This is a genomic window from Streptomyces sp. MGP-BFMKR1 (genome assembly GCF_057766585.1).
This window is the reverse complement of sequence record NZ_CM173408.1, coordinates 8,444,743-8,460,277: the sequence shown is the minus strand read 5'-3', so window position 1 is coordinate 8,460,277 and position 15,535 is coordinate 8,444,743. Positions and strand designations below refer to the sequence as shown.

General features: G+C 74.5%; 13 protein-coding genes. 10 read left to right on the top strand and 3 right to left on the bottom strand.

Translation table 11 applies throughout. The annotated features are described in order from the left end of the window. Positions 1-106 precede the first annotated feature (106 nt). A complete protein-coding gene (locus AC3CHW_RS33815; RefSeq protein ID WP_398609426.1) occupies positions 107-1,630 on the top strand; it encodes a glycosyl hydrolase family 18 protein in 1,524 nt (507 codons plus the stop codon). 372 nt (positions 1,631-2,002) lie between these two features. Further along, positions 2,003-2,518: a lytic polysaccharide monooxygenase auxiliary activity family 9 protein gene (locus tag AC3CHW_RS33810; RefSeq protein WP_176160004.1), complete on the top strand. Its 516-nt coding sequence runs from the start codon at positions 2,003-2,005 to the stop codon at positions 2,516-2,518. Between the two features lie 218 nt (positions 2,519-2,736). Here the strand turns inward: AC3CHW_RS33810 and AC3CHW_RS33805 are convergent, their stop codons facing one another. After that, on the bottom strand, positions 2,737-3,939 hold the full coding sequence (locus AC3CHW_RS33805) for a lactonase family protein (RefSeq protein WP_488469046.1): 1,203 nt from the start codon (positions 3,937-3,939) through the stop codon (positions 2,737-2,739). A gap of 400 nt (positions 3,940-4,339) precedes the next feature. Next, positions 4,340-5,311 carry an NAD-dependent epimerase/dehydratase family protein gene (locus tag AC3CHW_RS33800; RefSeq protein WP_488469045.1) on the bottom strand — a complete coding sequence of 324 codons (972 nt, stop codon included), beginning with the start codon at positions 5,309-5,311 and terminating at the stop codon, positions 4,340-4,342. A 351-nt stretch (positions 5,312-5,662) separates the two neighbouring features. On the opposite strand from AC3CHW_RS33800, the gene AC3CHW_RS33795 reads away from it, so the two are divergent. Further along, positions 5,663-6,949, top strand: coding sequence for a trypsin-like serine peptidase (locus tag AC3CHW_RS33795; RefSeq protein ID WP_488469044.1), 1,287 nt, complete (start codon positions 5,663-5,665; stop codon positions 6,947-6,949). Positions 6,950-7,108: 159 nt separating this feature from the next. On the opposite strand, the gene AC3CHW_RS33790 is transcribed toward AC3CHW_RS33795, so the two are convergent. Next, a complete protein-coding gene (locus AC3CHW_RS33790) occupies positions 7,109-7,471 on the bottom strand; it encodes an SAM-dependent methyltransferase (RefSeq protein ID WP_488469043.1) in 363 nt (120 codons plus the stop codon). Positions 7,472-7,763: 292 nt separating this feature from the next. Between AC3CHW_RS33790 and AC3CHW_RS33785 the strand changes: the two genes are divergently transcribed. The 7 genes from AC3CHW_RS33785 to AC3CHW_RS33755 all read left to right on the top strand — a co-directional run bounded on the left by AC3CHW_RS33785 (position 7,764) and on the right by AC3CHW_RS33755 (position 15,526). Further along, on the top strand, positions 7,764-8,546 hold the full coding sequence (locus AC3CHW_RS33785) for a cupin domain-containing protein (protein WP_488469042.1): 783 nt from the start codon (positions 7,764-7,766) through the stop codon (positions 8,544-8,546). 50 nt (positions 8,547-8,596) lie between these two features. Next, positions 8,597-9,559, top strand: coding sequence for a hypothetical protein (locus tag AC3CHW_RS33780; RefSeq protein WP_488469041.1), 963 nt, complete (start codon positions 8,597-8,599; stop codon positions 9,557-9,559). After that, complete coding sequence (locus AC3CHW_RS33775; protein ID WP_488469040.1) at positions 9,556-10,644, top strand: hypothetical protein; 1,089 nt, start codon at positions 9,556-9,558, stop codon at positions 10,642-10,644. The genes AC3CHW_RS33780 and AC3CHW_RS33775 overlap by 4 nt, the downstream gene beginning before the upstream one ends. Further along, complete coding sequence (locus AC3CHW_RS33770; RefSeq protein WP_488469039.1) at positions 10,641-11,531, top strand: hypothetical protein; 891 nt, start codon at positions 10,641-10,643, stop codon at positions 11,529-11,531. Before AC3CHW_RS33775 ends, AC3CHW_RS33770 begins: the two co-directional genes overlap by 4 nt. A gap of 82 nt (positions 11,532-11,613) precedes the next feature. Continuing rightward, positions 11,614-12,135, top strand: a complete 522-nt coding sequence (locus AC3CHW_RS33765) for a hypothetical protein (protein ID WP_488469038.1) — start codon at positions 11,614-11,616, stop codon at positions 12,133-12,135. Between the two features lie 141 nt (positions 12,136-12,276). Further along, on the top strand, positions 12,277-14,043 hold the full coding sequence (locus AC3CHW_RS33760) for an asparagine synthetase B family protein (protein WP_488469037.1): 1,767 nt from the start codon (positions 12,277-12,279) through the stop codon (positions 14,041-14,043). A gap of 97 nt (positions 14,044-14,140) precedes the next feature. Next, positions 14,141-15,526, top strand: coding sequence for an aldehyde dehydrogenase family protein (locus AC3CHW_RS33755; RefSeq protein ID WP_488469036.1), 1,386 nt, complete (start codon positions 14,141-14,143; stop codon positions 15,524-15,526). The last annotated feature ends 9 nt before the right edge of the window (positions 15,527-15,535 follow it).

Sequence of the window (15,535 nt, the reverse complement as noted above, 5' to 3'; positions counted from 1 at the left end):
TTGGTTCAGACCATTGACATGCCCATATCGCCAGGGATATTCCATAATCCCCAACCGCTGCGCACCGGGATTCCTAGCGGCCCCTTCTCACTCAGCTTGGACAATCATGAGACGTAAGCGCTCGCTCCGCGCGGCCCTCGCCGCGACCGTCACCGCTGTGGTTGCAGCGGGCATGACCGTGATCGGCGGCGGCACCGCCGAGGCGGCGACCCCACTGCCGCCCCGCGTCTTCGCCCCCTACTTCGAGGCCTGGACCGGGGAGAGCCCGGCCGCCATGGCCAAGGAAGCCGGCGTGAAGTACCTGACGATGGCCTTCATCCAGACCGAGGCCAAGGGTTCCTGCACGCCGTACTGGAACGGCAGCACGAGCACCCCGATCTCCCAGGCCACCTTCGGTGAGGACATCAAGACGATCCAGGCGAGGGGCGGCGACATCATCCCCTCGTTCGGCGGCTACACGGCCGGCACCACCGGCACCGAGATCGCCGAGAGCTGCAACGACGTCGACAAGATCGCCGCCGCGTACCAGAAGGTGATCACCACCTACGACATCTCGCGGCTCGACATGGACATCGAGGTCAACGCGCTGGACAACACCGCCAGCGTCGACCGGCGCAACAAGGCCATCAAGAAGGTCCAGGACTGGGCCGCGCAGAACGGCCGCAAGCTCGAGGTCTCGTACACGCTGCCGACCACCACGCGCGGGCTGGCCGAAAGCGGCCTGGCGCTGCTCCGGAACGCGGTGAGCAACGGTACGAAGGTCGACGTCGCGAACATCATGACGTTCGACTACTACGACAACCAGCCCCACGACATGGCCAAGGACACCGAGACCGCGGCCCAGGGGTTGCGCGACCAGCTCGCCCGCCTCTACCCGGACAAGACCGACGCGCAGCTGTGGGGCATGATCGGCGTCACCGAGATGCCGGGCGTCGACGACTTCGGTCCGGCCGAGACGTTCACCCTGGCCAACGCCAGGCAGGTGTACAACTGGGCGGTCGGCAAGGGCATCAACACGCTGTCGATGTGGGCGCTCCAGCGGGACAACGGTGGCTGCCCCGGCGGCGGGGCGCGCAACGACTGCTCGGGCATCGAGCAGAACACCTGGGACTTCAGCCGCATCTTCGCGCCGTTCACCAGCGACACCAAGCCCCCGACCAGTGACTTCTCGGTGACGACGACGCCGACGTCCGGCTCGGTCACCGCGGGCGGCACCGCGACCACCACCGTGCGGACGGCCGTGACGGCCGGCGACGCGCAGAAGATCGACCTGACCGTCAGCGGCGCGCCGAAGGGCATCGCCACCTCGCTCAGCCCGCGCTCCGTGACGGCGGGCGAGTCCTCCACCCTCACCTTCACCGCGGCCCCCGAGGTGAAGTCGGGTACGTACACGATCAGCGTCAACGGCGCGGGCGCCGACGTGAACCACTCGGCCTCGTACACCCTGACCGTCGTCGGCGACAACGGCAGCGAGTGCTCGGCGAGCCCCTGGTCGGCCGAGACGGTCTACACCGGCGGCCAGCAGGTCTCGCACCAGGGTCACACCTGGAAGGCCAAGTGGTGGACGGTGGGCGAGGAGCCCGGCACCACCGGCGAGTGGGGCGTCTGGCAGGACCTCGGCGCCTGCTGACCTGACACCCTCAACGCCCCTCACACCGCACACGGACGGCCGGCAGGCACTCGCCTGTCGGCCGTCTCCGTGCCCACGCGAGCCCGCGCCCGTACGCGGCACGCGCCGCCCCGTACGGCCGTCACCTGCGCCGCGGCGGGGCCACCACGCCCGGCACCGGACCCGCCGCGACGACGGCGGAAGTTTCGCACCGACCTACCCTCTTGACCGTGTCCCGACAAGCAGTACGGTCTAGACCAAGTAGGAGGCGTCGGCCGCCGCACCGGCCGGCGATGAGCCGCGCACCCCCACCCGGTCGCCCCTGACATGCCGCGCCCGTGCCTCCCGCGACCATCGCCCGCCCACAGCGGGCCCCCCACCGAAGGAGCCGACATGCACGGTAAGAAGAAGCTGGCCGTCACCCTCGGCGCGGCCATCGCGCCACTCCTGGCGGTCTGCCTGCCCTCCGGCACGGCCAGCGCCCACGGCTACATCTCCTCGCCCCCCAGCCGGCAGGCCCAGTGCGCGGCCGGCACCATCGCCTGCGGGCCCATCAAGTACGAGCCGCAGAGCGTGGAAGGCCCCAAGGGGCTGCGGAGTTGCAGCGGTGGCAACGGCCGCTTCTCCGAGCTGGACGACAACAGCAAGGGCTGGAAGGTCACCCCCGTCAGCCGCACCACCAGCTTCAACTGGCGCCTGACCGCCCGCCACGCCACCAGCACCTGGCAGTACTTCGTGGGCAGCACCAAGGTCGCCGAGTTCAACGACGGCGGAGCACAGCCTGGCTCGACGGTGACCCACCAGGTCAACTTCGGCAACATCTCCGGCAAGCAGAAGGTGCTGGCGATATGGAACATCGCCGACACCGCCAACGCCTTCTACGCCTGCGTGGACGTCAACATCAGCTAGCGCGAACGCGCGCCAGCGCGCCTCGCCCAGCCCCTCGACACGGCCTGGCCACGGCCCGACGTGGCCAGGCCGTGTCGGGGCGGTGTCGGCCAGCCTGGTCACGCGGCGAGACCCAACCCCGGAGCGCCCCGCGGCCTGCCCAGCCGCGGGGCGCTCCCAGGTGGCGTCGGGCCTGGCGCTCCGGCTTCCCGTCGCGCGCGAACAGGCGCGCGGCGCGGTCAGGTCGGCAGGACGCAGCCGACGGAGACGGTGGCGAACGGGGGGCCGGAGCGGGTGAGGGCGCCGGTCTCCTTGTCGACGGTGAACGTGCCGATCGTCTTGCCGTACTGGTTGCCCGAGAACAGCAGGTCGCCCGCCGGCGAGAGGCTGATGTGCCGGGGCCAGGAGCCGCCGCACGGCACGGTGTCGAGCAGCCGCAGGCCGGCGCCGCCGCCGGTGACGGCGAACCGCGCGATGCTCTCGTGGCCACGGTTGGACAGGTAGACGAAGCGGCCGTCGGCCGAGATGGTCACCTCGGAGGGGTAGTTGCGGGTGCCCGGGTCGGTGCCGTCGGGCAGGGTGGGTTGGCTGTCGCCGTTGGTGAGGACGCCGGTGGACGGGTCGTAGGAGCAGACGGTGATCGTGCTGTTCAGCTCGTTGGCCACGTACGCGTAGGGGGCCGTGGGGTGGAACACCATGTGGCGGGGGCCGGCGCCGGGCACCGACCTGGCCTCGGACACGGGCCGCAGTGCGCCGCCCGGACCGAGCCGGTAGGTGTACACCGTGTCCGTGCCGAGGTCGACGGCGAAGACGTAGGCGCCCTTGGGGTCGGTGAGGATCTGGTGCGCGTGCGGCCCCTCCTGGCGTTCGGGGTCGGGGCCGGAGCCGACGTGCTGGACGAGTGCGGTGCGCGCGCCCACGCGGCCGTCGCCGCCCAGGGTGTGCGCGGCCACGCTGCCGGCGCCGTAGTTGGCGCTGAGCAGGTAGCGCCCGCTGGGGTGGACCGCGAGGTGGGTGACGTTGGCGCCGCCGGTGGACTGGGCCCGCCCCAGCGCCGCCAACCGGCCGCCCGCGCCGATGGTGAACGCGCGGACCGCCCCCTCGCGGCCCGCGTTGTCCAGCGCGTAGAGCACCTTGCCGGAGGGCGCCAGGGCGAGGAAGGACGGGTCGGTCACCGCGGCGAACGCGCTCTTCCTGGTCAGCGCGCCGGTCGCGGTGTCGTACGCGCAGGTGATGATCCCGCTGCCGTACGTGCCGAGGAACGCGTAGCGCGGCGCGGCCGTGGCGCGCCCGCCGGTGGCGGGCGCCGGCAGGGCCTGCGCGGCGGACGCCCCGCCGAGCACGGCGGCGCCCAACACGCCGGCGCCGAGCGACCCGACGAACGAACGGCGTCCGATACCGGGGCCGGTGCGGAGGGGGTGCTCCGAGCGGTGTGGGGACATGATGGGCACCTTTCGTACCTGGGGCTGGGGCGTGCGCCTGGGGGCGGGGTGGCGTGCGTGACGCCAGATGACATGGCTTGGTCAAGAAGCGTGCTGCCTCTCGCCGCTTAGGTACAGACCAATTAGCGCCAAGGCAACGCCCGCAGGGGCGTGTCGGCACCACGTACGCGGCGGCGGGTGCCGGCGGGGCGGGCGCGGGAACGCTCGCGCGCCGGGCGACTGGACCGGTGCTCGGCGGCTGGGCCGGTGCTCGGCGGGGGCGGCCGGTTCCTGGCGTCTGGCGCCGATGGGCAGACAGTGGCGGTGCGGCCGGGGCACGCGCTCGCGCGCTCGCGCGTCCGCGCGTCAGCGTGTGCGCCGGGTCGGCTTCCTCGCGCTGTGCGGGTCGGCCGGCAGTGGCTCAGTCGGCGGTGGCGCGGCCGTCCAGGCCGGCGAGCAGCGCGGCCTCCTCGTGCGGGGTGAAGCCGCGGTTCATCGGCGGGGTGCCGCGCTCGCGGTCCCAGGCGAGCACGTCCGCGACCGTCACCGCGAGCGGTGTCGCCGTCAGCCCCGCCGCCCGGGCGCGCGCCGCGCTGCGCTGCTGGGAGGACCACACCGGACGCACCAGCGGGAACATCGGCGGCGCGGACTCCGCCGGCACCCGCACGATCTCCGGGACGGTTCCGGCCACCCGCCCGCAGGTGGCGATCAGGCCGCCGAGCGTGACGGGTTCGGCCGGCCCCACCGCCGTGAACGCCCCCGGGCGGTCGTCCAGGACCAGCCGCACCACCAGGCGCGCGAGGTCCCGGGCGTCCACGATCTGGACCGGCTGCTCCGGATCGGCCGGCAGCGCCACCCGCCCGCCACGGGCGGCCCGGCGTACCCAGTAGGTGAAGGTGTCCGACGGGTCGTAGGGGCCGGCCACCCTGCCGGGTCGCACGATGGTCGCCCGCTCGCCGTAGCGTGCCCACACGTCGTCCTCGCAGGCCACCTTGAGCCGCCCGTAGGTCTCGCCGTCGATCTCCTCGGTGGCGCGGAACGGCGCGCGGCGCGGCGTGTCCTCGTCCGAGCCGGGGCCGACGCCCGCCTGTTGGTAGACGGCGTGGCTGGAGATGAACAGGTACCGGTGGACCCGCTCCCGCAGGGCGTCCATCGCCTGTCCCACGTGGCGGGGCACGTAGCCGCTGACGTCGACCACGGCATCCCAACGGCCCCGGTCCAGGGCCCGGTAGTCGCCGGTGTCCCGGTCGCCGATGAGCCGGGTGAGCCGTGGGAAGAGGTCCATCCCGGTTCTCCCTCGGCCGAAGAGGGTCACCTCCACGTCGCGGCGCAGGGCCTCCTCGACCACCGCACGGCCCACGAACGACGTGCCACCCAAGACGAGAACGCGCATGACGGCTGACCCTAACGCGCGCGCCCGCCGATCCCCTGGGCGAACGCCGGCCACGTGACCGGCGGTTGGCTCGATCCCGCCTCGACAACGGCCCGGTGGCACGGGTGCTCGGGCCGGCCCGTGGGACGGCTGGTCGCGCGGCCGGGCGCGCGAGGGGGGCGCCATGGCGTGGTGGGCGAGCCGCGCGGCGGGCGGGCTCGGACCGAACTGGCCGAATGTTATGGCCCGTTGACAGTTCTCTGAAACGAACGCGTGTGCAAGGCTCCGCACCGGCGGCGCACGGTCACGCGCGGGAAGGAGGCCGATCGGCGCTCGCCGGACACCGATTCCTCCCCCACAAAGGAGTGTGTGATGGTTTCCACCAGACGCTGGGGCCGCCTGGCCGGTCTCGCCGTCGCGGCAACCGGTCTCGTGGCCGTCAGCTTCGGCCCCGTCTCTCCGCAGGCGTCCGCAGCCCGGTCGGACGCCGCCCCGGCCGCGGCCTCCGCCGCCCGCTCGACCAACCCCACCTCGGCCAACCCCGCCTCGGCTCCCGCGCCCTCCGCGGCCGGCACCGAGCGGGCGAGCGAGCGCTCGCTGCGCTACGGCGACGCCGGCCGGTCCTGGAGCACGGAGATCCGCTCGCCCGGCGCGTCCTACGTCAAGGTGCACTTCGCCTCCCTCAAGCTCGCCGGCGACGACCGGGTGACCGTGGCCTCCCCCGACCGGCGCGAGGTGCACACGTACTACGCCGACCGGGACCGGGGCTCGGACTACACCGTGCACGGTGACTCCGGGTTCGCGGCCCTGTCGATCGACGGCGACACCGCGGTCGTGACCCTGCACGCGACCGGGGCGCGGGACGCCGAGCCACTGGCGCGCCGTGGCTACGGCGTGCGGATCGACAAGCACTTCCGCGGCTTCGACGCCGCCGAGCGGGCCGCGCGCGCCCCGTCCACCCGGAGCGTGTGCGGCACGGACGCGCGCCGGGACGTGGCCTGCTACCGGACCAGCCACCCCACCGAGTACGCCCGTGGCAACGCCGTCGCCCGCCAGTTGCTCAGGGGCACGGGACACTGCACGGCATGGCGGGTGGGCAACACCAACCGCATGCTCACCAACCAGCACTGCATGGAGAGCGCCGCGGACCTGCGCGCCAGCGAGTTCCAGTTCGACTACCAGTGCGCGACCTGCGGCGGCAACAACCCGGGCCCCGGCACCAAGGTGAGCGGCCAGCAACTGATCAAGCTGAGCGCCCTGTCCGATCTCGACTACGCGCTGTTCAGCGTCAACAGCTTCGAGAGCATCCAGAAGTACGGCACGCTCTACCTCGACCCGCGCACCCCCAAGGCCGGCGAGCGCATCTACATCCCGGGTCACGGCGACACCACGCCCAAGCGGCTCTCCCTCTACGAGGAGACGCAGGGCGGCGCCACCTGCAAGATCGACGTCGTGTCGTCCGGCGTCAACACCGGCTACCGGTGCGACACGTCCGGCGGCAACTCGGGCTCGCCGGTGCTGGCCGCCTCGTCGCACAAGGTCATCGCCCTGCACCACCTGGGCGGCTGCCCGAACTGGGGCACCCGGATCTCGCTGGTGTACGACCAGATCAAGGGTGACATCGACAACACCCAACGCGCGCCCGCAGCAGCCGTGTAACCCCCACCCCATCTCACCGCACACCGCCACCCCCCGTGGCTGACCCTGCCCTGCGCACGGGCGCTCACAGGGGTGGCGCCGGTGCCCGGCGCGGCGGGACCAGCCTCCCGTCGCGCCGGGCCCTCCCGTCACGTGGGCCGTGGGGCCCCGCGGCCCCGCTCACGGCTTGCGCGCCATGCCGGTCGTCTGGTCCGGCGCGGAGTCCGCAGTGGCCGTGGTCAGGGTCAGGAAACTGCCGCTGGGCAGCGGCTCCACCAGCCGCCGCACGATGCCGTACGGATCGTCACCGTCGTCGAGGAAGTGGACGACCGCGATGACACTCAGGGCGGTCGGCCGGGACAGGTCGAGCGTGTCGCGCACCTCCCGGGAGTCGATGACGGACTCCGGGTCGCGGAGGTCGGCCTGGAGGAAGCTGGTGCGGCCCTGCGGGGTGCTGTCCAGCAGGGCCTGGGCGTGGGCCAGCACGATCGGGTCGTTGTCCACGTGGACCACCCGGCTCTCGGGTGTGATGCCCTGGGCCACCTCGTGCAGGTTGGGTGGGGATGCCGGTGCCGATGTCGAGGAACTGGACGTAAGTCGTCGGTCGCGCACCGTATCGTGCGGCGAGCCGCCGGCCGCGTCCGCCCCGTCGCGTGCGCGCGGCGCCACGGCGGAGTCACGGCGGAGTGCGGTGTTCCGGCAGGCGGCGGTGGGTCGCGCGGTGTGCGGGGCCCGCAGGTTGTTGCCGAGAATCGGCCGCCCGCTCCCGCTGCCGGCGATCAGCGCCTTACGATACGGATGCGCACACGGGACCACGGGGGGCTTGGTGTCCAGCATGTCGCAGAACAGTTCGCGGTGTGACGTCTCATCAGGATGGCTCGACGGCGCGGGGCTGCGGCGCATGCGGCGGCTGGCCGGCAGGCTGCCGGGCGGCGTGGAGTTGTACGGGCTGCTGCCCGGGGGCGGCATCGTCTTCGCTGACCGGGACGGCGTCCGGGAGCTGGGGCCGGAGCGGGAGTTCCTCCGCTTCATCGACGACGGCCAGTTCGCGCACTACCTCGTCGGCGACGCCGCCACCTCGCCCGGACGGCCCTCCAACGCGACCGTCAAACTGGGTGTCGTCGGCCCACGCAGCGCCTTCACGCCGCACGCGCACGGCGGCGAGCACTTCGTCCTCAGCCTGGGCCACGCCGCCTGCGGCCTCTACGACGCGGACCGCGCGGAGGTCACCCAGGTCCCGCTGGTGCCGGGCGTCATGATCCGTATCCCGGAGATGATGCCCCACTCGTTCGCCAACCGGGGCGGCGCGCCGCTGACCATCCTGGCCGCCAACACCGGCTACGGCATCGACCACGAGGACTACGCGATCACCGCCCGGGAGGCGGAGCGGCGCTCGGCCGCGGCCTCCGGAGGCGGGCCGGCCGAGGCCGGTGCCGTCACAGCCGACGGGCCGCTGGGCACGGTGCCGCGCGCCGGCACCGACTTCGCGGCGCTCGCCGCGGCGCTGCGCGACATCGAGGGCGCGCAACGGCTGCGGGGCACGGGCACCACCACCGTGCGGGAGCGGCTGGCCACGCGCATGCGCCGGATCGCCAGCGCCCTGGAGGTCCCGCGGTGATCTGCCCGCACTGCGACGCGTCGCTGCTGCGCAAGGAGCGGCCTCACCACGTGTGTAGCAAGTGTCGGCGGCGCTACGCGCTCGATCCGAAGACCAACCCCCTGGGGCTGCACGATCTCCGGGTGCGTCGGGTGGTGGCCAAGATCACCGACGACGGGCGGTTGCCGTGCACGCCGGGGCACCTGTGGTACGCCCTGTCGCGCAGGTCGCTGCGGTCGCGCCCCATCGGCGGTGCCTACGTCGCCGTGGCGCTGCTCGGCGCGGCCCTGCTCACGGGCGGGTTCTTCGCCGGCCCGGCACCGCTCGCCTACTTCGGCTTCGTGCTGGCGCTGCTCGCCCTGGTGCTGTGCCTGGTGGCGGCGGCCGACCGTGAGCAGGGGCGGCCGAAGATGCTGCCCGGCGCGTTCCGCAGGGACGTACTGGAGCCGTGGGTGGAGGTGTACGGCGAGCTGCCGCCGGGCGTGGTGGAGGACCGGCGCTATCCGGCGCCCGGTGGCGCGTCCGGCGCCGGACAGGCCACCACCCTGCTGTGTCCCGACCTGTCCGTCGCCACCCTCATCGCCGCTGCGGGTCTGCCGGAGCGCCACGGCCTGCTGCTGGTGCGCGACCTGCCCGAGGTGTCCGCGCGGGGCCCGGTCATCGTGTTGCACGACGTCAGCGCGCCGGGCCTGTTGCTGCCCTGGCGCGTGCGCGAGGCGCTGCCGGGGCGCAGGGTCATCGACGCCGGGGTGCCGTTGCGCGCGGTGCGCGGCGTGCCCAACGCGGTGCCCTACCGGGACCACCAGCCCGGTGGAGCCGTGCTGTCCCGTCTCGCCGAGGTGGGCGACTACACCTCCGACGAGCTGGCCTGGCTGCGTAAGGGTTGGACGTATCCGCTCGTCGCGGTCCCACCCGGCCGACTCCTGGACGCCGTGAGCCGCGTCGCCGAGCGGGTGGGGCGAACCGCCAGCGCCGACCGGGGACGCGCCGCCGCCGTCGGCTTCCTGACCTGGCCGGACGAGGGGGCGCCATGACGTGTCCGCACTGCCAGGCGAGGCTGTTGCGCAAGGAGCGGCTGGGCAGCACGTGCTCCCGCTGCCAGCGCGCGTTCGCCCTGGACCCCAAGGTGCACGGGCGGGGCATGAACGACCTGCGCGTCCGCCGCCGGGCCCAGCAGGTCACCCAGGACGGGCGGCTCAAGGTGACCCTCACCCAGTTCTGGTACCTGACGCACACGGGCAACCACTACACGGAGGCCCGGCCGCCCAGCGGCAAGCCGCGCCGGTACGTCTGGCTGCTGGTGGCGCCGGTGGTCGCCGGGATCATCGCGGGCACGATCGCGCTCCCCGTGCAGCCCGGCCTCAAGTGGTGGCTGGCCGCGATGGCGTGCCTGTTCGTGTGCGGCATGGCGGCCAAGGCCCAGGACGCGTACACGCCGGCCCGCCCCGCGTGGGCGAGCGTCGAGCCCTCGTACGCCTCCTTCCGCGCGATGATGCGCGGCCGGTGGACGCAGGTGTACGGCGCGCTGCCGACCGGGATCGTGGACGACGAGCTGTACGTCGCCCCGGCGCGGCCGGCGATCGTGCCGCGGGTCGCGTTGCTCTGCTCCGACCGGGCCGTCGGCGCCTTCCTGTCGGTCAACGGCCTGCCGCGGCGACTGGAGATGACGGTGGCACCCACCGTCGACGAGTTGCCCGCCGATGTGCCGGTCGTGGTGCTGCACGACGCGAGCGCGCAGGGCGCGTTGCTGGCCCTTGAGACGCGGGCGACGCTGCCCGGCCGGGTGGTCGTCGACGCCGGCCTCTCGGTGCGCACGGCCCGCGACAGGCGGCTCGTGCGGCGGTTGAGCGAGCCGTCGGGGGTCAGCTCGGCGTATCTGCGCGCGGCGGCCGGGCTGCCGTTGACGTTGGCCGACTGGCTGGCCGACGGCTGGTGGTACCCGGTCGCCGCGGTGCCCCCGGCGCGGTTGGTGACCGTGGTCGAGCGCGCGGTGGAGCAGGCCGTGCAGCAGGGCCGGATCGCGGGCGACCCGCGGCACCGACGCGCCGCCACGACCGGCTTCATGACCTGGCCCGCCGCTCCCGGCGCCGCTGACACGAAGGGCGGGACGACCCCATGACAGCGCCAGGCGTGCCGGCCGGGCACCAGGGACAGGCGGCGGGCCGCGGGCTCGCGACGCGGGTCGTCGACCGGGCGATCACCGTGGCCGCGGCGCGCGCCGCCGCGCCCGGCGGCATTCGCTTCACCGAGCGTCAGCTCTACTACGCGACGTGTCGCGCCCTGTGGCCCGCCCCCGCCCTGTTGGGCCGCCTGCCACACTCCCCCGCGCCCTCCCTGCGGCTGACCCACTTCACGCGGGCGCTGCGGGCCCGCGAGACGGCGGTGCCGGGCCTGTTGAGCCAGGCCGAGATCGGGGCGGCGGCCGGCCCCGGGGCGGGCCAGGCCCGGGAGCCCGACCTGTACGACTACGGGCTGCCGCGGCTGCTGGTCTGCCAGGACCGCTCGCTGGCGCGCATGTTGGTCGCCAACCACGTGCACCTGGAGGCCGGCTGCCCGGTCGTGGCCGCCGAGGAGTGCTGGCCGCTCGACGCCCGCCTGGTGGCCGCCCTGGAACGGGCGGAGGGCGCCACCGTGTACGTCCTGCACGACGCGAGCCCGACCGGTGTCGCGCTGCCCGCCCGGCTGCGGGCCCGGCTCGGCCCGGTGCCGGGGGTGCGGGTGTCCTCGCTCGGGCTCGTACCGCGACACGCCGCCGCGCTGCACCTGGCGTCCGGGCGGGCCCGGGGGCCGGTGGCGCTGCCCGAACCGCTGCCCAGGGGGCTGCGCCCGCGCGAGGTGGCCTGGCTGGCGCGCGGCCGGTTCGCGCAGCTCGCCGCCGTACCGCCGGATCGGCTGCTGCGCGCGGTGCTGCGCCGCACGCGCGGGCCACGCCCGCCACGGCCGACGGTCTGGAACGAGCTGCGTGACCTGCGTGCCGCCGGCTTCCTCACCTGGCCGACGCCGTGAGGCCGCTCGGCACGCCCGGCGCCGCGCGCTGCCCGGGACACCGCCCGCCCACCGTCGACCGCACACCCGAGGACCTCAGATCATGATTCGGCCACGTGACATCGGCTACACGGACGAGCTGCTCGCCGACGGCAGCGTCCACCGCGCGTACGAGGACGGCCGCCAGGAGTGGCGCCGCCGCGGGGACGACGGACTGGTGCACTGGCACGACGACCGGGGCGCGTCGGGCACCGACGAACAGTTGGGCCAGCGCGTCATCAAGCGCGCCTACGCCGACGGGCGGGTGGTCTACGGGCGGGACATCGGCTACGGCCGGACGGTGTGGGGCCGGGGCGAGACCATGCTCGTCAACCGGACGTCGTTCGGCGGCCGGACCGGTGCCGCGCTGGCCGCGCTCGGCGTGGCCGGTCTGGCCGTCACCGCCGCGCAGCTCCCCCCGCCGTACCTGACGCCGGCGGAGGAGGAGGCGCTACGGCAGCAACAGGCGGCCCAGGGATCGGGCGGCGGTGGCGGCGAGGTCGGCCTGGGCGGCGAGGAGGAAGCGGGCTGGGAGGGGGACTGGGAGGCGGACGACGGTGGCTGGAGCGACGACGACTTCGGCTGACCCGCCCCCGGTTCCCGCCCCCGTGCTTACCCGCGGGTGGCACGCGCGACGCGGTCGACGTGCGCCGCGCCTACCCGTCCACTCACCCACCCACAGGCTCGCCCGTTGGTCGAGCACGCAGACGAGGGAGAGGAGCCTGTCATGGCTCGCCTGTGCGCCTGTCTGGCGCCCGACGCCGAACGGGCCCGTGGCCACCTCGCCGCGATGGGCGCCACCCCGGGCGGGCCGGTCGGCGCCGTCCCGGCGGACGCGTTGGCGCCCGGGCTCGGGTTGGTCGTCTCCGAGCCCGGCCACGCGGATGGCCCCTTCGCCGCCCACGGGCTGACCGGCGTCGGCGAGGTCACCGTGCACAACCGCGCGGAGCTGTGTGCCGCGCTGGTGGCGGCCGGTGACGTGCCGCCGCCCGGCTGCTCCGACGGCGAGTTGTTGCTGCGCTGCTGGGCCCGGCTCGGGGAGGCGGGCGTCGCGCTGGCCGAGGGCATGTTCGCGCTCGCCGTCCGGGACGGCGCCGACCTGTTGCTGATCCGCGACCACGTCGGGGCGCGCACCCTGTTCTACGCCCGGGCCGACGGCTGCTGGGCCGCGTCGTCGTCGCTGCGGGCGCTGCGCCGCTGGCCGGCGCTCGGCACCGGCGTGAACCTCGCGGCCGTCCGCTCGTTCCTGACCTTCGCCTACCTGCCCGGCGACGAGACGCTGCTGCGTGGCGTGCACGAGGTGCTGCCGGGGCGCGTGGTGCGGCTGTCGGCGTCGGGTGCCGTCACCGAGCGGGTGTACTGGGAGCCGCGTGAGCACGTGGCCGACCCGGAGCCGGCGAACGCCTCGGAGTACGTGCTGGCCCTGCGGGCCGCGTTGGAGGAGGCGACGGCGCGGCGGCTGCCGGCGGGCGAGGCCGTCGGCGTGCTGCTGTCCGGCGGGATCGACAGCTCGCTGGTGACGGCGCTGGCCGCGAAGGCGCACGACCAACCAGTGCACACGTACTCGATCAGCTTCGGCGATGAACTCCCCCACGAGCTGGGCTACTCGGGGCTGGTCGCCGCGCACTGCCACACCCGGCACCGGGTGCTCACGGTCTCCGGCGACGCCGTGGCCGCGCGGCTCGCGGACGCGGCGGCGCTGCTCGACAGCCCGGTGGGCGACCCGTTGACGGTGCCCAACCTGATGCTCGCCGAGGCGGTGGCGGGTGACGGGCTGCGGGTGGTGCTCAACGGGGAGGGTGGCGATCCGGTCTTCGGCGGCCCGAAGAACCTGCCGATGCTCGTCCACGAGATGCACCGCGACCCGCTGGGCGGCGAGGACCGCGCCACCGCGTACCTGCGCTCGTACCGCAAGTGCTGGAGCGACCTGCCGGAGTTGCTGACGGCCGACGCGCTGCGGGCGCTGGTCGACGCGCCCGCCCCGCAGCGGTTCGTCGAGCCGTACCTGACCGGGCCGGGGCGGATGGAGTACCTGCTCAACCAGTTGTTGCACTGCAACCTGCGGACCAAGGGCGCGCACCACATCCTGACCAAGGTGGAGCGGCTGACCGCGTCCCGGGGGTTGCAGGGGCGGGCGCCGCTGTTCGACCGGCGGGTCGTCGACCACGCCTTCGCCACGCCGCCCCGGTTGAAGCTGCGCGGGACCGTGGAGAAGTGGGTGTTGAAGGAGGCCGTGCGGGACCTGTTGCCGGCCACCGTCGTGGACCGGCCCAAGAGCGGGATGCGGGTGCCGGTGCAGCAGTGGCTGAGCGGGCCGCTGCGCGAGCTGGGCGGCGACCTGCTGCTCGGCTCGGCCGCGCGGCGGCGGGGCCTGTTCCGGCCGGAGACGGTGCGCGCCTGGATGCGCGGCGACGGCACCCTGCTCCCCCGGCAGGGAGGCAAGGTGTGGCTGGTGCTCACCCTCGAACTGTGGTTGCGCTCCTACGAGTTGTGAGGCGTGGCCGCTCGGGTCGGTGGACCTCGGGGCGTGGCGCGGCCCGGGGTGCCGGGCCGGGCGGGTTGGACGTATCGACACCTGGAGGACGTGAGTCATGAGCAACCCGACATCGGGCGCGGCGACCCTGTCGCTGGTCGACCCCCGTACCGGGCGCGTGCGGGGCGTGGCGAGCCCGGGGCGCGCGGAGGAGGTGGGCCACGCGGTGGCCGCGGCGCGCGCGGCCTGGCCCGCCTGGCGCGCGCTGACGCCGAGGGAGCGTGCGCGCCGGCTGGAGCGGCTCGCCGCGCTGGTCGAGGAGAACGCCGACGCGTACGTGGCGCGGGAGCGGGCGGGTACGGGCAAGCCCGCGGCGGAGGCGGCCGGTGAGCTGGAGCAGGTCGCCGACCTGCTGCGGTTCTACGCGTCGGCGGCCCGCGCCCAACTCGCCCCGGCCGCCGGGCGCCTGGTGGCCGGGCACGAGAGCTGGGTGCGGTGGGAGCCGCTGGGTGTGGTGGGGGTGATCGTGCCGTGGAACTACCCGCTGATGATGGCGGCCTGGCGGTGCGCGCCCGCGCTGGCCGCGGGGAACGTGGTGGTGGCCAAGCCGGCGGAGACCACGCCCGACGCGCTGGCGCTGCTGGCCGACCACGCCGACCAGGCGCTGGGCCCCGGCGTGCTCCAGGCCCTGCCCGGCGATCGGACCACGGGCCGGCTGCTGGTCGAGGCCGCTGTCGACATGGTGGCGTTCACCGGCAGCGAGGCGGCCGGCGCCGACGTGGCGGCCCGGGCCGGGGCCCGGCGGGTCAGCCTCGAACTCGGTGGCAACGCCCCCGCTGTGGTGTTGCCCGACGCGCCCGAGGACACCTGGGCGGAGCTGGCCCGGGCGGTCACGTACAACGCGGGCCAGAGCTGCGCGGCGCCCGCCCGGGTGATCACGTTGCGCGACAACTACGAGGCGGCCGTCGAGCACCTGACGCGGGCCATGGCCCAGCGGGTGGCCGGTCGCGACTTCGGGCCGCTGAACAACGCCGACCAGGCCGCGCGCTACGACGACCTGGTGGCGGCCTCGGGCGCGAAGCGCGACGTGGTGGCCGCGGTGGCGCCCGGGGCCGGGGAGGCGGGCGGCTTCTGGCGCGGGGCGCGGGTGCTGGCCGACCTGCCGGATGACGATCCGGCCGTCGTGCGGGAGGTGTTCGGGCCGCTGCTGACCGTGCAGTGGGCGCCCGATGTGGAGGCAGCCCTGCGCATGGCGTGCGGGGTGCCGCAGGCGTTGGCGGCGAGCGTGTGGACGCGGGACATCGGGCTCGGGCTCGACGTGGCGGGCCGGCTGAACGCGGGCGAGGCGTGGGTGAACTGCCACCTCGTGCAGACGGCCGAGCTGCCGCACGGGGGCAGGGGCGCGTCGGGACAGGGCACGGACCTGAGCGTGTTGGCGCTGCACGAGTACCAGCGGCCCAAGACGGTCACGGCCAGGCTGGCGCTCGGCCCGGCCCGCGCCTAGCCTTCGCCG